Origin of the sequence: Nitratidesulfovibrio sp. D1, from assembly GCF_051133415.1 — a bacterium.
Lineage (GTDB): Bacteria > Desulfobacterota > Desulfovibrionia > Desulfovibrionales > Desulfovibrionaceae > Cupidesulfovibrio.
In genome coordinates, this window is the sequence record NZ_JBPGNZ010000001.1 from 153,017 (window position 1) to 174,542 (window position 21,526).

At 68.4% G+C, this 21,526-nt stretch carries 21 protein-coding genes; 10 read left to right on the forward strand and 11 right to left on the reverse strand.

Going from position 1 to position 21,526, the window contains the following annotated elements:
• The first annotated feature begins 10 nt into the window (after window positions 1-10).
• From ACR4XJ_RS00645 to ACR4XJ_RS00655, 3 genes are read left to right on the forward strand one after another with little or no spacing between them, the layout of a single operon-like run.
• On the forward strand, window positions 11-796 hold the full coding sequence (locus ACR4XJ_RS00645; RefSeq protein ID WP_434753392.1) for an ABC transporter ATP-binding protein: 786 nt from the start codon (window positions 11-13) through the stop codon (window positions 794-796).
• A complete protein-coding gene (locus ACR4XJ_RS00650) occupies window positions 793-2,136 on the forward strand; it encodes an ABC transporter permease (RefSeq protein WP_434753393.1) in 1,344 nt (447 codons plus the stop codon). Before ACR4XJ_RS00645 ends, ACR4XJ_RS00650 begins: the two co-directional genes overlap by 4 nt.
• Complete coding sequence (locus ACR4XJ_RS00655; protein ID WP_434753394.1) at window positions 2,136-3,356, forward strand: ABC transporter permease; 1,221 nt, start codon at window positions 2,136-2,138, stop codon at window positions 3,354-3,356. Before ACR4XJ_RS00650 ends, ACR4XJ_RS00655 begins: the two co-directional genes overlap by 1 nt.
• A 900-nt stretch (window positions 3,357-4,256) precedes the next feature.
• On the opposite strand, the gene ACR4XJ_RS00660 is transcribed toward ACR4XJ_RS00655, so the two are convergent.
• From ACR4XJ_RS00660 to ACR4XJ_RS00670, 3 genes are all read right to left on the reverse strand, one after another.
• Window positions 4,257-4,880, reverse strand: coding sequence for an HD domain-containing protein (locus ACR4XJ_RS00660; protein WP_434753395.1), 624 nt, complete (start codon window positions 4,878-4,880; stop codon window positions 4,257-4,259).
• Window positions 4,881-5,018: 138 nt separating this feature from the next.
• Window positions 5,019-5,576, reverse strand: coding sequence for a DUF2238 domain-containing protein (locus tag ACR4XJ_RS00665; RefSeq protein ID WP_434753839.1), 558 nt, complete (start codon window positions 5,574-5,576; stop codon window positions 5,019-5,021).
• Window positions 5,577-5,860: 284 nt separating this feature from the next.
• A complete protein-coding gene (locus ACR4XJ_RS00670; RefSeq protein ID WP_434753396.1) occupies window positions 5,861-6,751 on the reverse strand; it encodes a flagellin in 891 nt (296 codons plus the stop codon).
• Between the two features lie 358 nt (window positions 6,752-7,109).
• Here ACR4XJ_RS00670 and panB point away from each other — a divergent pair, with 358 nt between their 5' ends.
• Complete coding sequence (gene panB / locus ACR4XJ_RS00675) at window positions 7,110-8,021, forward strand: 3-methyl-2-oxobutanoate hydroxymethyltransferase (protein ID WP_434753397.1); 912 nt, start codon at window positions 7,110-7,112, stop codon at window positions 8,019-8,021.
• Between the two features lie 70 nt (window positions 8,022-8,091).
• Here the strand turns inward: panB and ACR4XJ_RS00680 are convergent, their stop codons facing one another.
• Window positions 8,092-8,829, reverse strand: a complete 738-nt coding sequence (locus tag ACR4XJ_RS00680; RefSeq protein ID WP_434753398.1) for a hypothetical protein — start codon at window positions 8,827-8,829, stop codon at window positions 8,092-8,094.
• A gap of 326 nt (window positions 8,830-9,155) precedes the next feature.
• Here ACR4XJ_RS00680 and panC point away from each other — a divergent pair, with 326 nt between their 5' ends.
• Together panC and metK are read left to right on the forward strand one after the other, a co-directional pair.
• Window positions 9,156-10,007: a pantoate--beta-alanine ligase gene (gene panC, locus ACR4XJ_RS00685; RefSeq protein WP_434753399.1), complete on the forward strand. Its 852-nt coding sequence runs from the start codon at window positions 9,156-9,158 to the stop codon at window positions 10,005-10,007.
• A 357-nt stretch (window positions 10,008-10,364) separates the two neighbouring features.
• On the forward strand, window positions 10,365-11,534 hold the full coding sequence (metK, locus tag ACR4XJ_RS00690) for a methionine adenosyltransferase (protein WP_434753400.1): 1,170 nt from the start codon (window positions 10,365-10,367) through the stop codon (window positions 11,532-11,534).
• 137 nt (window positions 11,535-11,671) lie between these two features.
• Here metK and ACR4XJ_RS00695 read toward each other — a convergent pair whose 3' ends face one another.
• From ACR4XJ_RS00695 to nth, 4 genes are all read right to left on the reverse strand, one after another.
• Complete coding sequence (locus ACR4XJ_RS00695) at window positions 11,672-12,004, reverse strand: PilZ domain-containing protein (RefSeq protein WP_434753401.1); 333 nt, start codon at window positions 12,002-12,004, stop codon at window positions 11,672-11,674.
• Between the two features lie 273 nt (window positions 12,005-12,277).
• Complete coding sequence (locus ACR4XJ_RS00700; RefSeq protein WP_434753402.1) at window positions 12,278-13,051, reverse strand: chemotaxis protein; 774 nt, start codon at window positions 13,049-13,051, stop codon at window positions 12,278-12,280.
• 203 nt (window positions 13,052-13,254) lie between these two features.
• Complete coding sequence (locus ACR4XJ_RS00705; protein WP_434753403.1) at window positions 13,255-14,088, reverse strand: ribonuclease H-like domain-containing protein; 834 nt, start codon at window positions 14,086-14,088, stop codon at window positions 13,255-13,257.
• Window positions 14,085-14,789: an endonuclease III gene (gene nth / locus ACR4XJ_RS00710; protein WP_434753404.1), complete on the reverse strand. Its 705-nt coding sequence runs from the start codon at window positions 14,787-14,789 to the stop codon at window positions 14,085-14,087. The genes ACR4XJ_RS00705 and nth overlap by 4 nt, the downstream gene beginning before the upstream one ends.
• A gap of 295 nt (window positions 14,790-15,084) precedes the next feature.
• Here nth and cutA point away from each other — a divergent pair, with 295 nt between their 5' ends.
• Window positions 15,085-15,405, forward strand: a complete 321-nt coding sequence (cutA, locus tag ACR4XJ_RS00715) for a divalent-cation tolerance protein CutA (protein WP_434753405.1) — start codon at window positions 15,085-15,087, stop codon at window positions 15,403-15,405.
• Window position 15,406: 1 nt separating this feature from the next.
• Window positions 15,407-16,333: a carbohydrate kinase family protein gene (locus ACR4XJ_RS00720; RefSeq protein ID WP_434753406.1), complete on the forward strand. Its 927-nt coding sequence runs from the start codon at window positions 15,407-15,409 to the stop codon at window positions 16,331-16,333.
• Between the two features lie 266 nt (window positions 16,334-16,599).
• Here the strand turns inward: ACR4XJ_RS00720 and ACR4XJ_RS00725 are convergent, their stop codons facing one another.
• From ACR4XJ_RS00725 to ACR4XJ_RS00735, 3 genes are all read right to left on the reverse strand, one after another.
• Entirely contained in the window at window positions 16,600-16,944 is a 345-nt protein-coding gene (locus tag ACR4XJ_RS00725) for a ferredoxin-thioredoxin reductase catalytic domain-containing protein (RefSeq protein ID WP_434753407.1), read from the reverse strand.
• A complete protein-coding gene (locus ACR4XJ_RS00730) occupies window positions 16,941-17,204 on the reverse strand; it encodes a glutaredoxin family protein (RefSeq protein ID WP_434753408.1) in 264 nt (87 codons plus the stop codon). The genes ACR4XJ_RS00725 and ACR4XJ_RS00730 overlap by 4 nt, the downstream gene beginning before the upstream one ends.
• A gap of 176 nt (window positions 17,205-17,380) precedes the next feature.
• Entirely contained in the window at window positions 17,381-17,893 is a 513-nt protein-coding gene (locus ACR4XJ_RS00735) for a hypothetical protein (RefSeq protein ID WP_434753409.1), read from the reverse strand.
• A gap of 573 nt (window positions 17,894-18,466) precedes the next feature.
• Here ACR4XJ_RS00735 and ACR4XJ_RS00740 point away from each other — a divergent pair.
• Complete coding sequence (locus ACR4XJ_RS00740; RefSeq protein ID WP_434753410.1) at window positions 18,467-20,533, forward strand: elongation factor G; 2,067 nt, start codon at window positions 18,467-18,469, stop codon at window positions 20,531-20,533.
• A gap of 188 nt (window positions 20,534-20,721) precedes the next feature.
• Window positions 20,722-21,468, forward strand: a complete 747-nt coding sequence (locus ACR4XJ_RS00745) for a GntR family transcriptional regulator (RefSeq protein ID WP_434753411.1) — start codon at window positions 20,722-20,724, stop codon at window positions 21,466-21,468.
• Window positions 21,469-21,526 lie beyond the last annotated feature (58 nt).

Here is a 21,526-nt window from a genome sequence, read left to right on the forward strand (position 1 = left end):
GGCGCTGGCGATGACCACCGCACCCACCCCTCCCCCCGTTGGCGCGCCCGGCGTGGCCGGGTCGTCCACAGCGCCCGGAACGCCCGGCGCACTGGTCGAGCTTTCCGGCATCACCCGCAGTTTCCGGCAGGGCGACCTGACCGTGGACGTGCTGCGCGGCGTCAGCTTTTCCATCGCGCGCGGCGAGTTCGTGGCCATCCAGGGTGCGTCCGGTTCCGGCAAGTCCACGCTGCTGCACATCCTCGGCCTGCTGGACAGCCCCACTGCGGGCCGCTACGTGCTGGACGGGCACGACGTGTCGCACCTGGACGACGACGCCCGGTCCGAGGCGCGCAACCAGCTGACCGGCTTCGTGTTCCAGAACTTCTACCTCATCCCCTACGCCACCGCGCTGGACAACGTGCTGCTGCCCGGCCTGTACAGCCACAAGAACCTGCGCGCCCAGCGCAAGCGGGCGGAAGAACTGCTGCACCGCGTGGGCCTGGGCGACCGCATGGACTTCGTACCCGCGCGCCTGTCCGGCGGGCAGCAGCAGCGCGTGGCCCTGGCCCGCGCCCTGCTGAACGACCCCGCGCTGATCCTGGCCGACGAACCCACCGGCCAGCTTGACTCCACCACCAGCGCCGACATCCTGGACCTGTTGGCGGACATCAACCGCACCGGCAAGACCGTGGTGGTGGTGACCCACGACACGGAAACCGCCGCCCGCGCGCGGCGGCGCATCGTCATCCGCGACGGGATCATCGAAAGCGACGGCCTGCACGGCAGCGGCGCCGCCGCCGGAGCGCCCGCATGACCACCCCGGCGGCCCCGGCGACTGGCCCTGCATCCGGCCCGGCACCTGGCCGCTTCGGCGGGCGGGGCCTGTCCGGTTTCTCCGGCCTGTCCGGCCTGTCCGGCCTATCCGGGCTGCTGCGCGAAGCTTGGCGCGCCGCCGCGCTGGGCCTTTCCGCGCTGTTGGCCTACCGGCTGCGCAGCTTCTTCGTCATCGCCGCCGTGTCGCTGGGCATCGCCTCGCTGACGGTCATCGTGGCCGCCGTGGACGGCGCGTCCAGGAAGGCCGACGAAATCGCCGACATGTTCGGGCCGGACGCGGTGCTGGTGTTCGGCGGCAACATCGTCAACCGCGCCGTGGGCGCGCGCACCCTCACCCTGACCTGGGAGGACGCGGCGCGCATCCGCCAGTCGCTGCCGGGCGCGTACATCGTGCTGCCCATGCGCTCCAGGGGCAACGTGCGCCTGAAGCACGAGGCCAACAACTACGACGTCTCGCTGGTGGCGGGCACCACCGAGAACTACGCCAAGGCCTGGAACTGGCCGCTGGTGGAAGGCCGCGACCTGACGGCCGAGGACGTGCAGCGCGGCGCGCGCGTGGCCCTGATGGGCGACAAGCCCGCCCGCGAGCTGTTCGGCGACGAAAGCCCCGTGGGCCGCACCTTCCTGATGTCCGGCGTGCCGTTCACCGTGGTGGGGCTGATGCAGTACCGGGGCATGTCCGGCGGCGGCGGCAACGTGGACGACCGCGTGGTCATCCCCCTCACCACGCTGACCCAGCGCTTCAACATGGACCGCCGCTACTTCCGCGCCCTGCGCGTGAAGTTCGAGGACACGGCGGGCATGGACGCCCACGTGGAAGACCTGCGCAGCCTGCTGCGCCACCTGCACCGCCTGGCCCCGGAAGACCCCGACGACTTCACCGTGCTCACCGCGCGCGAAGTGCTGAAATTCCTGGCCGTAATCAAGGGCGGGCTGGTGCTCTTCCTGGGGGTGACGGCGGCCGCCGCCATGGTGGTGGGCGGCTTCGTGCTGGCCAACCTGTTCCTGCTTTCGGTCACCGAGCGGCGGGTGGAGATCGGGCTCAAGAAGGCCCTGGGCGCGTCGGGCCGGGCCATCCTGCTGCAATTTCTCATGGAATCCCTGGCGTTGACCCTGTGCGGGGCCGTGGGCGGCGTGGTGCTGGGCGCGCTGATGGGCCAGGCGCTGGAGCGTCTCGGGCTCATCGAGATGGTCCTGTCGGTGAAGGTGTTCCTGCTGGCCCTGGCCGCCGCCACGGCGGTGGGGCTGGTGTTCGGGCTGCGCCCGGCGCGGCAGGCCGCCGCGCTGGACCCCATCCAGGCCCTGCGCGGGGGTGAGTGATGCAGCGCCTGCGCATCGCCCTGCGTTCGCTGGCCGCGCACCGCATGCGCACGGTGCTGGCCATGCTGGGGGTCTTTCTTGGCGCGCTGGCGCTCACCGCCGTGCTGCACATCTCGAAAGCCATGGTCAAGAAGGCCGATATCGAGACGCAACGCCTTGGCCCCAACCTGTTGCAGGCCCTGTCCGGACAGGCCAGCTTCCGGCGCGAAGGGGCCACCCGCGTCACCGGCATGACCACCACCTTCAGCCTGGAGGACGCCCGCGAAATCCTGGGCACCGTGCCCCAGGTACGCCTCGGCGTGCCTTACGCCGGGGGGTCCATGCCGGTGCGCTATGGCCGGGTGAAGACGGGCAGCCAGCTCATGGCCTCGCCCCCGGCCTACGCGCAGGTGCGGATGCTGGAAACCGAGCACGGCCGCTACTACAACGAGGAAGAGGAGGCGACGCAGGCCAAGGTCTGCGTGCTGGGCTTCGCCATCGCGCAGCGCCTGTTCGGCGACTCGGCCGAGGCCGTGGGCAAGCAGGTGTTCTTCTTTCGCGCCAACGTGCTGGTGGTGGGCGTGCTGCCGGAAAAGGGGCAGGACGTGACCGGGGCCAACCTGGACGAGATGGTCTTCACCCCGCTGTCCACGTACATGCGCCGCCTCTCCAACCAGGACTGGATCAGCGGCGTGTTCATGAACCTGCACGACCAGAAGGACGAGGAAGCCGCCAAGGCCGCCGTCACCGACATCCTGCGCCGCCGCCACCACATGGGGCCGGGCCGCAAGGACGACTTTTCGGTGATATCGGCGCAGGATTCGGCCCGCCTGCGCAATCAGGCGCTGGACCTGGTGTGGACGCTGGGGGTGCTGTCGTCGTCCATCTCGTTCGCGGTGGGCGCGCTGGGCATCCTGTCCATCATGGTCCTGCTGGTCCGCGCCCGCAGGCTGGAGATCGGCATTCGCCGGGCCGTGGGCGCCAGCCGCACGGTGATCATCCGCCAGTTCCTGGCCGAAGCCGGGGTGATGGCCGGGGTGGGCGGCGCGGCCGGGGTGCTGGCCGCCGTGGGAACCGTTACCGTGGTGTATGCCGTGGGAGACTTTCCGTACCTGTACGACCCGCTGCTGATCGTGGGAGCCTGCGTGGCCTCGGTGCTGCTGGGGCTGGTGGCCGGGGCGTACCCGGCGTGGCAGGCGTCGCGGGTGGAGGTGCTGGAGGTGCTCAGGAATCCTGAGTGAAGGGATGTGGATGGGGATGGGTAGCGTGCGGTTGTACCCGGCCTCTACGTAGACAGTCCCGCCCTTTTGACCACGCCCGATTTCGTTATGCCTCCGGCGGGCAAGGGGCCGCTAAGCGGCGGCCCCTTGCATCCCCGCGCTCCGGGGGGCGCTGCCCCCCTGGTCCCCCCCGAGTCTTCCTGCGCCGCATTCTTTACGCCGGGCAGCTTCCCTGCGGCGCTGGCGCGCCTCGGGCGATCTGCCCGGCTGAATGCGTATGCGCACAAGGCTCCCGACGCCATGGCGTAGCTCCGGTGCCTTTACCGTTGCTAGGTCTGCGGTGCACCCGCAACGCCGGAGCTTCCGCCGTCGCAAAGCCTCCGGCGGGGATCTCCGGCTGCGGGCGCAATCCGCGCGTGTGTTACACTTTGCCTGAAGGACTTGGCGCCAATCGGTCGCAAGAAGCCAAATGCCGTCCACGGAAAACGTGATGTGCGTAGAAGCGTGTGACGCCGGGCTTTGACGGCGGCACATGCGTCGCAACGGGGGCGGGGCTAAGAGCACCCTAGTAAGATAGAGACGACGAGAGATTCGCGCATATCGCATTCCCGTCGCCAGATCACCCGAAGGCGCTCTGCGCCGGAGGGAAACTGGCGACGACGGAATGCGGTGCAAGATAACCCGGGGTTCCAAGGGGCGGAGCCCCTGGAACGCGGGGATGCAAGGGGCCATCGTTTCATGGCCCCTTGCCCGTCGGAGACATAACGAAATCGAGCGTGGTCAAAAGGACAGGACTGTCTTCGTAGAAGCCGTATGCAACAAGGCACACGACATTCTCACCACAAAGGCACACCAATACCACATGCATTCAACAAGGCTTGCGTGTATACGTAGACGCTGCATCGCAACCAGCGGAGCTTTCTATTCCTTCCCGCTCTTCCTCTCCCACCACCCCCGGTCGGGCCCCAGAAACCACCAGTCGGTGTGGTCGGTCTCGGCGATGGCTTGGGCAAGCTCGCGGCCTTCCTCGGTGTGCAGCCGTTCCAGCGCGCTTTCCATCCACTTGCCCGCGTACTTGTTGCCCAGGTCCAGCTCGCGCTTCAGGTTCAGGATCAGGTCCAGCTGGTCCGCGTCGTGGGCCAGTTGCGCCTCGGGCGTCCGCGAGGCTTCCAGGTCGTCCCAGAACTCCAGCATGTCCACTTCGAGGCCGGTGCCCTCGGCGGCGTGCACCACGGCATCGCGCGGCTTCGAGGTGTTGTAGATGCGGTTCACGTAGTTGAAGTCGCCGATGCGCGCCTCGTGGAAATCGTGGAACAGGCACAGCATGGCGGTGCGGGAAGGATCGGCCCCGGCCATGCGGGCCAGCACGTAGCCGATAATGGCGGTGCGGAAGGAGTGCTCGGCCACGTTCTCGCTGCCAGTGCCGAGAAACTGGTAGCCGGTGCGCGGCGTGAGGCGCAGCATGCCCGCCTCGTTCAGGAAATCGACGATGCGCTTCAGGCGGCCGCGCCCCTGAAGGTTCAACTGGGGATTGCAGGCGGTCATGGCAAGGCTCCGGAAAAAACGACGTCGGCCGCCAGCGCCCGGCGGCAGGCCACCGGATGCGCCGCGCGGCGCGCCCGTCCGGCATACGGCATTTCCCCGGCGCTGTCCAAACGGTCCCGGCGCGCGCCCTGCCCCGGCCTACACCGAGTCCATGCTGCCCCAGCGCCTGCCGTACAGCCGGAACAGCGCCAGCGCGCAGACCGCCCCCAGGGTGTCCGCCAGCATGTCCTTCTGGGCGTCCCACTCGTCGCCCTGGCTGCCCAGGAAGGCATGCCCGGCATCGCCGCCTTCGGCCACGGCCACCAGCCATTCCAGGATTTCCCACCCGCAGGCCACGGCCATGATGGCGAACAGCCCGAACAGCGCGGAAACCACCGGCCCGGCCAGGCGGCGGCGCGTGAGCAGTTCCGCCAGCGCATAAGCGTAGAATCCCACGCTGAAATGCCCCACCCTGTCGAAATGGTTGCGCGAAAAGCCGAAGGTGTCGGTAATGGCGCCGAAGGGCACCCGCGAGAAGGTGTAGTGCCCGCCCACGGTATGCCAGAACAGCCATACCGCCATCAGCAGGTAGGCGGCGTCGCTGAACCGGAACTTGCGCGCCGTGCCCGCCAGCAGCAGGAAGATGGCGACCACGGGCGTGCATTCCAGAAACCACACCGCGCGGTCGTACGGGGCTATGCCCAGCAGGACGAACATCACCACGAACACGGCGGCGAGCGCCTCCGGCAGGCGTGATGACCTGCCCTGCCGCGCGTGGAGCGAAAGGCGTGGCCGTTGCGACGACGGGGAATGCGGGGGACGCGGGGAACGCGGAATCATGGGCCGCTCCTGATGGATGTGCAGCATGCGGACCTGCCCACGATGCCGCAGTCCGGCCCCCGCTGTAAACAGCGGGACGGTGACGAACGCGAAAAACCGGGCCGCTTGCGCGGCCCGGTCGAGCGTGTCTGCAAAACCCCTCCACCTTACGGTGTGTTACCTTAGCCGCCCAGCAGCTGCATGGCCATACGCGGCAGGGAGTTGGCCTGCGAGAGCATGGCGACGGCAGCCTGGGTAAGGATCTGCTGACGGGTGAATTCCGTCATTTCGCTCGAAACGTCCACGTCCGAAATCCGCGATTCGGCGGCCTGCAGGTTTTCGGCCTGGATCTGCAGGTTGCTGATGGTGTTTTCCAGACGGTTCTGGAGCGCACCAAGGTTCGCGCGAATCTGGTCCTTCGAGATGATGGCGTTCTGGATGCCTTCCAGGGCGGCCTGCGCGGCCGACTGCGTGGAGATCGACTTGCCCGCGCCGTCGGCGGCGGAGGCGCCCACACCCAGGGCCGACGCCGTGGCGGTGCCGATGCGGATGTAGTAGTAGTCTTCCGAGCAGTCGTTGGCGGTGCCGAAGTGGACCTTCAGCTTCCCGGTGGACGTCAGGGTGCTGCCGTCGTGCGTCGCGCCGGACAGGTTGCCGTTGAGCAGGTGAATGCCGTTGAAGTCCGTCGAGTTGGCGATTCGGGTGATTTCCGAGGCCATGGCCTGGTATTCCGAATCGATGATGAGACGCTGGTCCGAGGTGTAGGTACCGGTGGCGGCCTGTTCGGCCAGTTCCTTCATGCGGATCAGCTTTTCATCGATGACGCCGAGGGCGCCGTCAGCGGTCTGGATCAGCGAGATGGCGTCGTTGGCGTTACGCACGCCCTGGTTCAGGGCGGCGATGTCCGAACGCATCAGTTCGCGAATGGCCAGGCCGGCTGCGTCGTCGGCGGCGGTGCCGACACGAAGGCCCGAAGACAGCCGGCGTACGGACGTGGACAGGCTGCCGTACGACTGGCTGAGGTTGCGGGCGGCATTCATTGCCATCAAGTTGTGATTGATAACGAGAGACATAATATTCCTCCATGAATATTGCGCCGTTCCGGGCGGGGCACCACGCCGATCGCATCCATGCGATCATCCGCCGTTCATGCCCCTCTTTTCGGCCTGCCCATGTGAAACTATAGGGGGCGGCCTTCACTTTTCTTTACGCTCGGCCAGCCAGGCCGGACCGGCGAAGATTTTCCGCGCGAATCCCGAAGGATGCGGCCGCCGCCCCTGCCCGCCCGTCCGGTCCGTTTCCGGGTTTGCCATGCCCCGGTGGCGGATGTAGGATGGCTGCCCGGCGCAACCCGCGCCGCCCGTTCACCGGATGAACCGCCCCGGGCACCCCCCGGCGCCACCGTCCCCACCGCACAGCAAGGAGCCCCACATGAGCGTCCATCCGTCACCGGAACGCCCCGCCACCACCGACGCCCCGGCCCGGCCGCGCCGCCCGGTCGGCACGCTGGACGTGCGCGCCGCCAAGGGCGCGCGGCGCATCGCCATGCTCACCGCCTACGACGCCCCCACCGCCGCCCTGGTGGACGCCTGCGACATCGACATCATCCTGGTGGGCGATTCGCTGGGCATGGTCATGCTGGGCCGGGACGACACCCTGTCCGTGACCGTGGACGAAATGGTGCACCACTGCCGCGCGGTGACCGGCAGCGTTTCGCGCGCGCTGGTGGTGGCGGACATGCCCTTCCTGTCCTACGAGACGAGCCCGGCCGACGCCCTGCGCAGCGCCGGGCGGCTGTTCCGCGAAGGGGGCGTGCGCGCCGTGAAGCTGGAAGGCGCCGGGCCGTACCTGCCGCAGATCCGCGCCCTGGTGGACGCGGGCATTCCGGTGATGGGGCACATCGGCCTGACCCCGCAGCGGGTGGCGCAACTGGGCGGCTTCCGGGTGCAGGGCAAGACCGCCGACGCCGCCCGCCGCCTGCTGGACGACGCGCTGGCCCTGGAACAGGCGGGCTGTTTCTCGATGGTGCTGGAATGCGTGCCCTCGCCCGTGGCCGCGCGCATCACCGCCGCGCTGACCATTCCCACCATCGGCATCGGCGCCGGGCCGGACTGCGACGGGCAAGTGCTGGTGCTGCACGACATGCTGGGCCTGCAAGACCGCATAGCGCCCCGCTTCGTGAAACGGTACGCCAACCTGGCCGGACAGGTGACGGCCGCCGTGACCGCCTACAAGGAAGAGGTGGAGAACGGCGCCTTTCCCGGGCCGGAACACGGCTTTGCCATGTCCGACGAAGAACTGCGCCAACTGGACGCGGACGGGGACGGACAGCGGAAGGGATAGGGGAAGGGCTAGCGTCTTCCGTCACCCGGACGGAAGACGGGATGGCCGGGCGACGGAACGGCAGGGGGCCCTACCGTTCAACCTCCATCAGGTACAGGCAGCGGGGTTCCACCAGCAGCAGCCGGTCGTCGCAGAGGTGCTCCGGGGCGGTGACGAAGCCGCCCCGCTCCATGGAGTGGATGGCGTTGGGCTCGCGGCTGGAGTCGTGCAGGAACAGCGTATCCCCCAGCAGCCGCCCGGCCGCCGTCCAGTGCGAGACCACCGGGTCGCCCCGGAACGGCAGGTAGCGGTGAAAGCGCAGCGCGGCCGCGCGCGCCGGGCCGCCCGCAAGCCATCCGGCCAGGGTTTCCCACACCACGCGGGGCGTGGGCTGCGCGGCGGCGTCCGGGCCGTGGGTTTTCCGCGCGGGCGGGCAGTGCCCCCCCGAGGCGTCGGGTCCCACCCGGCCGGTCACGCGCAGGGCCGGGGATCCGGCAAAGGGGCGCACGACCCGCAGGTCGGCCACGTCGCGTCCGGCGCGGTCCAGTACGGCCCGCACCAGCGCGTCGTGGTCGGTGGCGTTGTACAGCACGGCGCGCAACCCGTCCGCGTCGCGGGCAAGGTCCAGCAACACCTCGTTGAACAGCCGCCGCGCCTGCCCGATGCCCACCGGGTGGACGGAGCGCAGGGCGTTCACCACCGCGTACACGGCGCAGAACACGTCCAGCTGCCCCTGATGGAACGGGGGGAGCGGGGCGTGCGCCACGGCGGGGCGGTCCGCTTCCCCCGGCGGCGTTTCGGGCGTGTCGTCGGCATTCGGCGCGTCCATACGGCTCCCGGCATGCGATGATGGTGAAGGCCACGCCATGGCGTGCGGGCCGTCCCGACCCTGCTCTTGCCCGCAGCCACCGCCTCCGTCAAGCGCGGCCGGAACGCGGAATGCGCAAGGCGCCGGGCCGTCGGTACATCCCGGTACGGGTTTTGCTGTTCCCGGCGCCACACGGACAAACCTGCCGGGCGGGCACCGCTCCGGCCCGCGCCGCCGTCGCTGCGCCATGCCCGCTTCGTGCCATCCATATCGGTCGCCGTTTTCGCTGGACATCAGGGCGGGCTGCGTGTATACCCGCCTACACAACAATATTCGGATAACTTGATATGCAGATACTCACCGATCCCCGCACGTTGCAGCAGACCTGCCTCCGCTGGCGGGCCGACGGCCAGCACACCGTGCTGGTGCCCACCATGGGCTACTACCATTCCGGGCACGAAAGCCTGATGTCCTACGCCCGCTCGGCGGGGGACAAGGTGGTGGTCAGCCTGTTCGTGAACCCCACGCAGTTCGGCCCCGGCGAAGACCTGGCCGCCTACCCGCGCGACCTCGAACGCGATGCCGCCGTGGCCGAGGCCAACGGCGCCGACGTGCTGTTCACCCCCCAGCCCGCGGACATGTTTCCGGCGGACTACGCCACCTGGGTAGAAGTGCCCACGCTGGCGGGCACGCTGTGCGGCGTTTCGCGCCCCACCCATTTCCGGGGGGTGTGCACCGTGGTCATGAAGCTGTTCCAGCTGGCCATGCCGCGCACCGCCGTGTTCGGCCAGAAGGACTGGCAGCAGCTGGCCATCATCCGCCGCATGGCGCGCGACCTGAACGTGCCCGTGGAGGTGGTGGGCCGCCCCATCGTGCGCGAGGCCGACGGCCTGGCCATGAGTTCGCGCAACGTCTACCTTTCGGCCGAGGAGCGCGCCCAGGCCCCCAACATCCACCACGGCCTGGCCCTTGGGCGGGCGCTGGTGCAGGGGGGCGAACGCGACGCCGCCGCCGTGGCCGAGGCCATGCGCCGCTACTGGCGGGAAAGCCTGCCCCTGGCGCAGGAGGACTACGTGTCCATCGTGCACCCGGAAACCCTGGAGCCGCTGGCGCGCATCACCGACGCGGCCCTGTGCGCGGTGGCCTTCCGCCTGGGCAAGGCCCGGCTTATCGACAACATGCTGCTGGCCGGGGACTAGGGGCTGTCTCGAAATTGTCTTTTCACCCGTTGGCATCCGACCCGAAGGGCGCGTAGCGTGCCCGTTAGGCGAGTTTGCGAGCCTTACGGGCATCGTGCGCAACGCGGTCAAACTTCGCCTGCCATATCGGTCGAATACGATAAGAGTATACTCCCTCATGGCAAGCTCGTTTTCCTTGCCAACGAACGAAAATCCTAATTTGGAAACAGCCCCTGGCCCCTTGGCCCTGGCTCCCGAGCCGCCGCACCCGAAACCGCAACCCACGCATCGAAACGCGCCCGAGCCCGCCGCGCCCGCACCGCATGCCGGGGCGCAGGCCACACGCCGGGGCCACGCGCGCATCATCAGGAGGACCGCATGATTCCCGGAAAAGGCCGCTACTTCTTCACGTCCGAATCCGTCACCGAAGGCCACCCCGACAAGGTCGCCGACCAGATTTCCGACGCCGTGCTCGACGTGCTGCTGGCGCAGGACCCCATGTCCCGCGTGGCCTGCGAAACGCTGGTGACCACCGGCATGGCCTTCATCGCGGGCGAAATCCGCACCAAGGGCTTCGCCGACCTGCCCGAGGTGGTGCGCTCGACCATCCGCAACATCGGCTACTGCAACTCGGACATGGGCTTCGACTGGAAGACCTGCGCGGTCATTTCCTCCATCGACAAGCAGTCGGGCGACATCGCCCAGGGCGTGGACCGGGGCAACCCCGAAGACCAGGGCGCGGGCGACCAGGGCATGATGTTCGGCTTCGCCTGCGATGAAACCCCCTCCCTGATGCCCGCCCCCATCTACTGGGCGCACCAGCTTTCGCAGCGCCTGACCAAGGTGCGCAAGGACGGCGTCCTCGACTTCCTGCGGCCCGACGGCAAGACCCAGGTTTCGTTTGAATACGTGGACGGCAAGCCCGTGCACATCAACAACGTGGTGGTCTCGTCGCAGCATGCCGACAACGTGTCCAACGCCACCATCCGCGAAGGCATCATCGAGGAAGTGATCAAAAAGACCCTTCCCGAGGGCCTCATGGCCGACGCCTGCGAAATCTTCATCAACACCACCGGGCGCTTCGTCGTCGGCGGCCCCATGGGCGACTGCGGCCTGACCGGCCGCAAGATCATCCAGGACACCTACGGCGGCGCGGGCCACCACGGCGGCGGCGCGTTCTCGGGCAAGGACGCCTCCAAGGTGGACCGCTCGGGCGCGTACATGGGCCGCTACATCGCCAAGAACGTGGTCAAGGCGGGCCTGGCCCCCAAGTGCGAAGTGCAGATCGCCTACTGCATCGGCGTGGCCGAGCCGGTTTCCGTGCTGGTCTCGTCGCTGGGCAGCAGCGAACTGTCGGACGCAGTGCTGACCCGCGCCGTGCGCGAAGTGTTCGACCTTCGCCCGTACCACATCATCAAGCGCCTTGACCTGAACCGCCCCATCTACAGCAAGACCACCTGCTACGGCCACTTCGGCCGCGAACTGCCCGAGTTCACCTGGGAGCAGTGCGACGCCGTGGCCGACCTGCGCACCGCCGCCAAGGTGTAGCGCACGCCGGGCCGCCCCGGAATTCTACGGACAAACGCAAGGGCGGGGAGCATGCTCCCCGCCCTTTTCACGTTGCGCCCTGTTCCAGCAGACCCGGCCGACCCGGCCAGCCCGGCCAGCCCGGCCACTATCGGCCGCTATCCCGCAAGATCGGCCAGATCCGCCTGCAGGCCCGACACCGAGGCGTCCAGGTCCACGTCGAAACTGGCCCCGAATTCGCTGCCGTTGACCCAGGCCACCGTGTAGGCCACGTCCACCAGGTAGGCCAGCCGGAAGTTCTCGCCCCGCAGCAGCACGCCGCGCATGCCCTGCGGGGGCACGGGCCCGCCGTCGTCCAGCAGCAGGCGCGAGCCGCCGGGGCTGATGTCGATGAGTTGGGCGATGCGGTCCATGCCGCCCATGTGCACGCGACAGGACTGGTTCAACCCGTAAGCCTTCAGAAAGACGCGCGCATGGCGCCTGCGTTCCATGATGTCTCCCCCCTTTGCCGGTCCGCCGCCGCCAACGGCCTGCCTGCGGTCCGGCGTTCTGCCTGTACCCCGTCCCTGCGCCCCCGATGTCCCCCGGTGTTTTCTCTGTCTGGCCCTGTCTGGCGCAGCTTGGCGGACAAGTCCCGGCCATGGGGGCGCGCCACTCCATTGAACGGTGGCGACACTACCATGGTCGTGAAAAGATGGGAACTCCGTTAGCCGCCGGTGCGGGATGCCGCCCCCGGACCACGCCGCCGTGGGCGGCGCGCGGGCTCACGCGGCCGACGTCCGCTGGCGGAACCGTTCGATCAGGCCGCGCACCCGTCCGGTAAGGCCGGGCAGGTCGGGCTTGGATATCTGATCGTCGGCGCCCACGGCGGCGCCCTTGTGGCGCAGGGCGTCGGTGATCAGCGAAGAGAACAGCACCACCGGCAGCTTCTGCAACACCTGGTCTTCCTTGATGCGCCGGGTCAGGTTGTGGCCGTCCATCTCGGGCATCTCAATGTCCGACACCACCAGGTCCACGTAGTCGTAAATGTGCCTGCGCTCCTCCTCGGACCGCTTGCGCCAGCCGGACAGCACGTCCCACGCCTCGCGCCCGCTGCTGGTGCGGGTGACGTGAAAGCCCGCCTTCTCCAGGGTGCTGCCGATCATGTTGCGGATGGCCGAGGAGTCGTCGGCGATGAGCACGTGCCACGGCTCGGGCACCGAGGCCGCGGCCACCACGGCTTCCGCCGTGCTGCCGCTGAACTCGGAGACGATGACCTTCAGCGTATCGCTGGCCACCACCTGCTTGCCCAGCCATCCGCCCAGGTCCACCAGGGGCAGCACGCGGCCGCGCAGGTTGAAGGTGCCCAGCGCCGCCGGGTGATGCTTGCTGGGCACGCCGGTGACCGTGGGCCGCCGGATGATCTCCAGCACCTTGGCCACGTTCATGCCGTAATAGCCCCGGTACACCTTGCCCCCCGGCAGGGTTTCCTCGATGTAGAATTCGATGATTTCGAGCTCGTTGGTGCCCGATTCCAGCAGGATGTTGGTCTGGCTCATGCGGCCCCCCTGAAAGGTCGTGACGTGCGCTTCAGTATGCCACACGGCGCGCCACGGGCAATTGTTTTTCCGCATCGGGCGCAACAATACGGCCCTTCCCGCCGGGCACGCGGCGGGGGGACGGGCGGGGAGAATGCGGAGGGAACGGAACGCGCCGGGATGAAACCCGCCGTCGCGGGGCGCGGGGCGGGGGACGCAGACGCCTACGCCGCCCGCACGCCCACCTTGCGCAGCACCTCGGCGCTGGCGCGGAAGGGGTTGTCGGCCCGGCCGCACTGCGGCAGCGGGTGTTCCGGCAGGGCGGGCAGCCCGGCCAGGTGGGCGTTGTAGGCATGCACCGCCAGCGGTTCCAGGGTCAGCACGTCTTCGGCGTTGTAGGCCAGCAGGGTTTCCAGGGCGCGTTCGTCGCCGCTGTTCCGCCAGTGGCGCCACAGCAGCACGGCGGTGTAGCCGTCCACCCCGGCCAGCCCGCCGCGATCCAGTCCGAAGGCCCGCTCCACCCGTTTCAGCCCGCCGGTGTAGCCCAGCGGCTTGAGCACCCAGCGCAGGTCCAGGTGGGCCATGTCCAGCTTCTGGCGGAAGGTCTGCTCGATGAACGGCGCGTCGAAGCCGCGCCCGTTGAAGGTCACCAGCAGCCGGTAGTCGCGGATGTCGTCGGCGAAGGCTTCCAGGTTGTCGCCATGCCGGTAGGTGCGCAGTTGCCGCCCGTCCCACAGGGCTATGGTGGTGATGTGCGATTCCGGCCAGCCGAGGCCCGTGGTTTCGATGTCCACGTAGGCCGCCTGGTGGCGGAACGTGGCGAACAGCCGCCACTGGTCCGCCGCGCCCAGGCGGCGGCCGAACCACGCGGCGTCGCCCGCCGCGAGCCGCGCGTGCGAATCGGCGATGCCGGTGGCGAAGGTGCCCGCCTCGTGGCGGCGGCAGGGAATGTCGCCGCGCGCGGCCGCGTCCTCCCAGGTCAGGCAGCCCCCGCGCCACAGGCGTTCCTCGAAGGCCGCGCCCACGCCGGGCAGGTGGCGGAAGGTGGAGGTGATCATGGCTTGCCGCCGCGGCGGGATTTGGACGGGGCCTTGGCGGGGGCTCTGGCGGCAGCGCCGGGCTTTTCCCCCACCCCGTGGCGCGGGCAGACCTCGATCATCTCGCATTCGCCGCAGCGCGGGGCGCGCGCGTCGCACACGTGGCGGCCGAACCACACCAGCATGTGGTTCACGTCGCCCCAGGCATCGCGCGGGAAAAGGGCCATCAGGTCGCGCTCGATCCGCACCGGGTCGGTGGATTCGGTAAAGCCCATGCGAAAGGAGATGCGCTTGACGTGGGTGTCCACGGCGATGCCCTCGTTGATGCCGTAGGCCCCCCACAGCACCACGTTGGCGGTCTTGCGGGCCACGCCCGGCAGTTGCACCAGTTCGGCCATGGTGCGGGGCACCTCGCCGCCGTGCGCCTCGGTCACGCGGCGGGCCGCGCCCAGCAGGTTGGTGGCCTTGTTGTGGTAGAAGCCGGTGGAACGGATGACCTCTTCCAGTTCTTCCTGCGTGGCGCGGGCAAGCTCGGCCGGGCCGGGCCAGCGGCGGAACAGGCCGGGGGTCACCTGGTTCACGCGCACGTCGGTGCACTGGGCGGCCAGCACCGTGGCCACCAGCAGTTCCCAGGCGTTGCGGGCCACCAGATGCGTGTCGCGGGTGGGGTAGCGCAGGCGCAGGAGTTCGAGCACCCTGGCCGCGCGGTCGGCGGTCTGCATGAAAGGCTCCGTGAAGGGATGTGCGCGCGGCTGCCGGACAGGGAAAAGGGAGAAAAGGGAGATGGGCCAGGGCCAGACAACGGCCCGGCAACCGCGCGTCCGCCAGTATATGCCATGCCGGGCCACGCCCCGCAACCATGCGGGGGAGAACGCCGACGCGCGCCTGTCCGGGCGCGCCACCCGGCCGTTCCGCGACATTCCGGCGGCGGGACCATGACCATCGCGTTGCCGTGCGGTGGCTTCTCCGCTATGCACATGGGCGGCGGACACCGCACCACCACCGCAGGAGGTTCCCATGGCGGTCATCATGTACATGACGGCTCCCAACCCGGAAGAGGCCGAGCGCATCGGCCGCATCCTGGTGGAACGGGGCCTTGCCGCGTGCGTCAACGTGCTGGGGTCCATCCGGTCCATCTACCGCTGGGCGGGCGACATCCAGACCGACACCGAAACCGCGTTCATCGCCAAGACCGCCGACGCCCTCGTGCCCGCCCTGACCCAGGCGGTGCTGGAACTGCACCCCTACGAGGTGCCCTGCGTGGTGGCCCTGCCCATCACCGGCGGCAGCGCCGCCTTTCTCGGCTGGATCGACGAAGAAACCCGCAAGGAGCCCTAGCATGTCCATCTACGTTTCCGGTTCCCTCGCCTACGACCGCATCATGAACTTTCCCGGCAAGTTCGCGGACCACATCCTGCCGGAAAAGATACACATCCTGAACGTGTGCTTTCTCATCGACCGGCTGGAGGAAAAGCGCGGCGGCACGGCGGGCAACATCGCCTACAGCCTGGCCCTGCTTGGCGAGAAGCCGCACGTCCTGTGCTGCGTGGGCAAGGACTTCGACCGCTACGCCGAGGAACTGGACAGGCTGGGCCTGCCGCAGGACGGCGTCCGCAAACTGGACGACCAGTTCACCGCCGGGGCCTACATCACCACCGACCAGAGCGACAACCAGATCACCGGCTTCAACCCGGCGGCCATGCGCTTTCCGTGCGAATACCCCTTCCCCGCGCTGGACGCGGCGGCGGACATCGCCATCGTCTCGCCCGGCAACGTGGACGACATGGTGGGCCTGCCGCGCATGTTCCGCGAACGCGGCGTGCGCTACATCTTCGACCCCGGCCAGCAGATTCCCGCCCTGTCCGGCGACCAGCTGTACGAAACCATCTGCGGGGCGCACATGCTGGTCAGCAACGACTACGAACTGGAAATGATCATGAAGGCCACCGGCCGCACCAAGGCGGAACTGCTGGAACGCACCGGATGGATCATCACCACCATGTCCGAGCACGGCTCGCGCATCGACAACGGCAGCCCGGTGCTGGTGCCCGCCGTCAAGGCCGACCGGGTGCTGGACCCCACCGGCGCGGGCGACGCCTACCGCGCCGGGCTCATCAAGGGCCTGGTGGACGGCAGGGACGTGGTGGAGGCCGCCCGCATGGGCGCCACCTGCGCCAGCTTCTGCGTGGAGCACTACGGCACCCAGGAACACGCCTTCACGCCGGAGCAGTTTGCGGCGCGGCATGCGGCCGCCTTCGGCGCATAGGGCCTGCACCACTATGGGCCTTTTGCCCTCTGCCGGCGTCAGAATGTTTTTTATTTCGGTCGAATACCACAAAAGTATACTCCCTCCATAAAAAACCATTCTTCCTTGGCAGAGAACAAAATCCCTCATAGTGGCAACAGGCCCTAGCGGATACCCACACGCCCGGCCCAAACAAACAACACAAAAACGCCGCCGGACTCCCTCGGGAATCCGGCGGCGTTTTGTTTGGGTCGGTAGTCAAGAGGCCGCATCAACTGGCGAGGCAACTATCCAAACAATTTCTCCGGCGGCCGTCTCTCCGGCACCACCTCATGCGGAATCTCGCCGTCGTTCCAGGCTTGCGACACGTACAGCCCGCAGAAGCAGGCCCCGAATTCCTTCACGTCCTCCTCGCGGTACACGCAGGGACAGACGATGTCGCGGTCCTTCTCGAACTCGCCGAGGGCCAGGCGGCAGGGGCAGGCCATGTAGCCGTAGCGTTCCTTGTTCACCAGCAGGCTTTCCAGCAGGGGCATGGTCATGTCCATGTCCTTGTTGAAGAAGTACCCCTTGGGTTCCTGAATCTTGCGCAGCATGTCGTGCAGCGCCTGGGGGGTGGCGGGGCCGCTCATAGGTCAAGCGCCTCCTTGATGTCTTCCTTGTGAAAGCCCACGATGACGCGGCCGTTGCCGCAGACCAGGGTGGGGAAGGACAGCTTGGGATTGTGGGCGCGGATTTCCTCCAGCACCGCCTTGCGCTCGTCGCCTTCCAGCTGGTCCACGAACACGCACTTGTAGTCCACGCCATGCTCTTCAAGATACTGCTTGGTGTTCTTGCAGTGGATGCAGGTGGACAGGGCGAACAGTTTCACTTCGTTGGAGTCGTCGGACATGATGGATACCTCGTTCGGCGCGCGCGCCGCATCGTTCGATGGAACCGGGCAAGGGAGTGCGGATCGTCGGCGCATCCTAGCAGCAGCGCCCCCGCGTGACAATCGTGACCGGGCGCAGCCGGGCGCAGTTGGCACAGTCGGGCGCGGGCAATGCGCCGGGCCGGAGGCTCCGTCCGCTACGTGGATGGCCGCCCGGCCACCGCGTCGGCAATGAGCGAGGCCAGCCGCCGCACCGTTCCGGCAAGGTCGGCGTGCTCCTCGAGGGCGCCGTCCACGCGGATGCCGTAGCGTTCGTCGCGCAGGGGGCGGCGGACGCCGTCCCCGCCGGGGCGGCCCTCGCCGTCGCGGTCGCCCAGCAGCACCGTGAGCGCGTTGTGGGTGACCACGATGGTCCGCCCGCCCGCCTCCACGGTCAGGGTGTCGCCGTCGTCCCGCACCTCGAAGCGCTGGTCCTCGGGCAATTCCTCGCGCATTTCGGCCAGGGCGGCGGCCACCGGGCGCAGCCGCTCGCGGGCCACGTCGCGCAGCCGTTCGGCCATGCCCGTGGCGCTTTCGCCTACGGCCCGGCGGCGCGAAAGTTCCTCGCGCAGCACGTCGCGCGGGTTTTCCGGGCGGGTCCGCCACACGTAGCGCAACAGCAGGTAGATCAGGAGGACGAACAGGCCGCCCAGAATCAAGCCGCGTATCATGTCATACTCCATGCCGCGAAAGGTGTGCCTCGCGCAAGGGGGGCCGGTCGGCGGGACCGGTCCGTGTCAGCCGGCACTCCGTCCCGCCGGAGCCCCACCCGACACGCCCCGTCCGACACGCCCCATCCCCCCCCAGGCAGGGCGACGCCCGCAAACCGTTGCGGGACGCGGATCGCCGGGGCGCTGTCCAGATTGCCCTTGACATCTTTCTTAACGTCTTCCTATGACTTACGTAACTGGAAAGCCATCGGCAAGGCCCGGCGGCACGTCCGGTACGGTCATGATTCCCGCGCGGAACGGTTACGGACCGGCAACGCGCCTTCGCAAACCCCAACCCGCATCGCCGCCCGAAAACCGGACGATACGCCACACGACACGGGGGAGAACGCCCGACGGCGCGACAACCGCAGCCCAGGCAGCCACGGCGGCGCACGACGCCGCAGGCACGACGCCCCGCACGAGGAAGCACGAACGGAACACGGTTTTGTTGGCGGCATCACGCATTCATGGACACTGCGCCCTGCCCGGCAGGGATTTCATCTCCACAACCATCAGGAACAAGGGAGACGGATTATGTCCAAGGCGTTGGAAACCCAAAGAACCTATGCTCTCGTAGGAACCGGAGGTTGCGGTAAGACCTCGCTCGCCGAAATGCTGCTGTATCAGGCGGGCGTGGTCGGCCGCCTCGGCAAAATCGAGGAGGGCACCACCGCCCTCGACTTCGAGCCGGAGGAAACCAAGCGGCGCGGCTCCATCCAGCCCGCCCTGGCCACCTTGCAGCGCAACGGTTCCCGCCACTTCCTGCTCGACATTCCCGGCGACAACAACTTCATCGGCGACATCGGCTACCTGCTTTCGGGCGTCGATGCCGCCGTTTTCGTCATCGACGCGGTGGACGGCGTGCGGCCGCTCACCCGCAAGCTGTGGCAGTCGGTGCGGGCGGCCGGGCTGCCCGCCGCCGTGTTCATCAACAAGGTGGACCGCGACCGGGCCGACTTCGACATGGCCTTTTCCGGCCTTTCCGCCATCCTCGGCATGCGGCCGGTGCTGCTGTACATGCCCATCGGCCAGCAGGCCAACTTCAAGGGGCTGGTGGACGTGCTGGCAGGCAAGGCCCTGTTCTTCGGCGACGACGGCAAGGTGACCGAGGGCGAGATTCCCGCCGACATGGCCGACGACGTGGCCGCCCTGCGCGAGACCACCATCGAGAACATCGCCGAGGCCGACGAAACCCTGATGGAAAAATACCTCGAAGAGGGCGAACTGACCCCCGAGGAAATGGCCCTGGGCCTGCAAAAGGGCGTGCTGGCGGGCGACCTGGTGCCCGTGGTGGCCGGCGCCGCCATCGAGAACAAGGGCGGCGCGCAACTGCTCGACGCCATCGACCGGCTGCTGCCCTCGCCCCTGCAACGCGCCGCGTGGCTGGACGCCGACGGCAACGAGCGGGCCAGCAGCCCGGACGCCCCGGCCGCCTGTTTCGTGTTCAAGACCCTGGCCGATCCCTTCGCCGGGCAGCTCAGCCTGATCCGGGTGCTTTCGGGTACCGTCTCCACCGAATCCACCCTGAAGAACATGACCACCGGCGAGCCGGAACGCCTGGGCTCGCTGCTGTACCTCACCGGCAAGACCCAGACCCCCTGCAAGGACGTGCTGGGCCCCGGCGCGGTGGTGGCCGTGGCCAAGCTGAAGGGCACCCGCACCGGCGACACGCTGTGCGACGAAAAGAACCCCTTCGCGCTGCCCAGGCCCGCCATGCCGCCGCAGTTGATCACCTATGCGCTCGCGCCCAAGGAAAAGGGCGACGAGGACAAGGTGTTCGCCGCCGTGCACAAGCTGCTGGACGAGGACATCACCCTCAAGCTGGCCCGCGACGAGGAAACCAGCGACATCCTGCTTTCCGGCATGGGCCAGCTGCACATCGAGCTTTCCGTCGAAAAGGCCAAGCGCCGCTACAAGACCGAAATCCTGCTCAAGACGCCCAAGGTGCCCTACCGCGAAACCGTGCGGGGCAAGGCGCAGGTGCAGGGGCGGCACAAGAAGCAGTCCGGCGGGCGCGGCCAGTTCGGCGACTGCTGGATCGAGATGGAAGGGCTGCCGCGCGGTTCCGGCTACGTGTTCGAGGATGCGGTGGTGGGCGGCTCCATCCCCCGCCAGTACATCCCCGCCGTGGACAAGGGCGTGCAGGAGGCCGCCGCGCGCGGCTACCTTGCCGGGTGCCCGGTGGTGGACTTCAAGGTGAAGCTGTACGACGGCAGCTACCACACCGTGGACTCGTCGGAAATGGCGTTCAAGATCGCGGGCTCGCTGGCCTTCAAGAAGGCCATGGAAATGATGAAGCCCACCCTGCTCGAACCCATCGTGCTGCTGACCGTTTCCGTGCCCGACGAATACATGGGCGACGTCATCGGCGACCTGTCGTCGCGGCGCGGCAAGGTGCTGGGCTCCGACTCGCAGGTGGGCATCACCGAGATCAAGGCCCACGTGCCCATGAGCGAAGTGCTGCGCTACGCGCCCGACCTGCGCTCCATGACCGGCGGGCAGGGCGTGTTCACCATGGAATTCGACCACTACGAGGAAGCGCCGCCGCCGGTGGCCGAAAAGGTCATCGCCGACTACAGGAAGGAGCGCGGCGAGGAGTAGCCGAAGCTGGCGCTGCCAGTTGAGTGAAGGCGAAGACCAGTGCAAACGAGTGCGCCGCCCCCGGAGTTCCGGGGGCGGCGCTTGCGTTGCGAAAGTGCGTGCCGTGGACTCGAACCGCGCCATCTTCATTTTTGCATTCTGCATGCAAAATGGTTGACCCGTTCCCTGTCCCCGGCTAGGGTTGCCTCATGAAGCACCCCAAGCCCAACCCTGGCATCCTCGCACGTGGCGCCGATGCCGCTCCAGCCGCCAGCATGCCGGACGACGGCCTTGCCGCCATCCGGCACGAGAACCTCGACGAGAAGGTCTACGGCCGCATCCGGACCATGATCGCCGACGGCGTGCTGGCCCCCGGCCAGCGCGTGGCGCAGGAAGCGCTGGCCGTGCGCCTTGGCGTCAGCCGGACCCCGCTGGTCAACGCCCTGAAGCGGCTGGCCCAGGAAGGCTTGCTGCGGGCCATCCCCCGCCGGGGGTTCCGGGTGCGCGAACTTTCGCCGCTGGAACTGGTGCAGTTGTTCGAACTGCGCGAACGGCTGGAACCGCTGGCGGCGGAACTGGCCGCCACGCGCATCGCCCCGGACGAGGCCGACCGCATGGCCGGGGAATGGCGGGCCATGGCGAGCCTGCCGGACACGCCCGAGGCGCACCAGACATACGTGGAGCGCGACCGGGCCTTCCACCGGCGGCTGGCCGAGCTTTCCGGCAATCCGTTCCTGCGCGCGGCCATGGACCCGGTGAGCATGCTGGCCGCCGCCTACCTGCACGGCACCCCCCGCCCGTGGGAGGACACCGTGCCCGACCATCTGGCCGTCATCGAAGGGTTGCGCCGGGGCGACCCGGCGGCCAGCGGCGCGGCCATGCGCCGCCACATCGCGCCGTCGCTGGCGGCGCTGCGGCAGGCGCTGCAACAGCCGACGCCGCCCAACGCCGGCTGACGCACCCCGCCCCAGACTGACGCCTGTCCCCCCGTCACCGTCCAACGCACCCACAAGA

Excerpts from the sequence above, each read along its gene's own strand:
- panB (WP_434753397.1), top strand. The coding sequence starts at position 7,110 with ATGAGCGTCCATCCGTCACCGGAACGCCCCGCCACCACCGACGCCCCG.
- ACR4XJ_RS00680 (WP_434753398.1), bottom strand. The coding sequence starts at position 8,829 with ATGGACGCGCCGAATGCCGACGACACGCCCGAAACGCCGCCGGGGGAA.
- cutA (WP_434753405.1), top strand. The coding sequence starts at position 15,085 with ATGGCGGTCATCATGTACATGACGGCTCCCAACCCGGAAGAGGCCGAG.
- ACR4XJ_RS00740 (WP_434753410.1), top strand. The coding sequence starts at position 18,467 with ATGTCCAAGGCGTTGGAAACCCAAAGAACCTATGCTCTCGTAGGAACC.
- ACR4XJ_RS00705 (WP_434753403.1), bottom strand. The coding sequence starts at position 14,088 with ATGATCACCTCCACCTTCCGCCACCTGCCCGGCGTGGGCGCGGCCTTC.
- ACR4XJ_RS00670 (WP_434753396.1), bottom strand. The coding sequence starts at position 6,751 with ATGTCTCTCGTTATCAATCACAACTTGATGGCAATGAATGCCGCCCGC.
- ACR4XJ_RS00645 (WP_434753392.1), top strand. The coding sequence starts at position 11 with ATGACCACCGCACCCACCCCTCCCCCCGTTGGCGCGCCCGGCGTGGCC.
- nth (WP_434753404.1), bottom strand. The coding sequence starts at position 14,789 with ATGCAGACCGCCGACCGCGCGGCCAGGGTGCTCGAACTCCTGCGCCTG.
- ACR4XJ_RS00745 (WP_434753411.1), top strand. The coding sequence starts at position 20,722 with ATGAAGCACCCCAAGCCCAACCCTGGCATCCTCGCACGTGGCGCCGAT.
- ACR4XJ_RS00695 (WP_434753401.1), bottom strand. The coding sequence starts at position 12,004 with ATGGAACGCAGGCGCCATGCGCGCGTCTTTCTGAAGGCTTACGGGTTG.
- panC (WP_434753399.1), top strand. The coding sequence starts at position 9,156 with ATGCAGATACTCACCGATCCCCGCACGTTGCAGCAGACCTGCCTCCGC.
- ACR4XJ_RS00730 (WP_434753408.1), bottom strand. The coding sequence starts at position 17,204 with ATGTCCGACGACTCCAACGAAGTGAAACTGTTCGCCCTGTCCACCTGC.
- ACR4XJ_RS00655 (WP_434753394.1), top strand. The coding sequence starts at position 2,136 with ATGCAGCGCCTGCGCATCGCCCTGCGTTCGCTGGCCGCGCACCGCATG.
- ACR4XJ_RS00725 (WP_434753407.1), bottom strand. The coding sequence starts at position 16,944 with ATGAGCGGCCCCGCCACCCCCCAGGCGCTGCACGACATGCTGCGCAAG.
- ACR4XJ_RS00660 (WP_434753395.1), bottom strand. The coding sequence starts at position 4,880 with ATGACCGCCTGCAATCCCCAGTTGAACCTTCAGGGGCGCGGCCGCCTG.
- ACR4XJ_RS00735 (WP_434753409.1), bottom strand. The coding sequence starts at position 17,893 with ATGATACGCGGCTTGATTCTGGGCGGCCTGTTCGTCCTCCTGATCTAC.
- ACR4XJ_RS00650 (WP_434753393.1), top strand. The coding sequence starts at position 793 with ATGACCACCCCGGCGGCCCCGGCGACTGGCCCTGCATCCGGCCCGGCA.
- metK (WP_434753400.1), top strand. The coding sequence starts at position 10,365 with ATGATTCCCGGAAAAGGCCGCTACTTCTTCACGTCCGAATCCGTCACC.
- ACR4XJ_RS00720 (WP_434753406.1), top strand. The coding sequence starts at position 15,407 with ATGTCCATCTACGTTTCCGGTTCCCTCGCCTACGACCGCATCATGAAC.
- ACR4XJ_RS00665 (WP_434753839.1), bottom strand. The coding sequence starts at position 5,576 with ATGTTCGTCCTGCTGGGCATAGCCCCGTACGACCGCGCGGTGTGGTTT.
- ACR4XJ_RS00700 (WP_434753402.1), bottom strand. The coding sequence starts at position 13,051 with ATGAGCCAGACCAACATCCTGCTGGAATCGGGCACCAACGAGCTCGAA.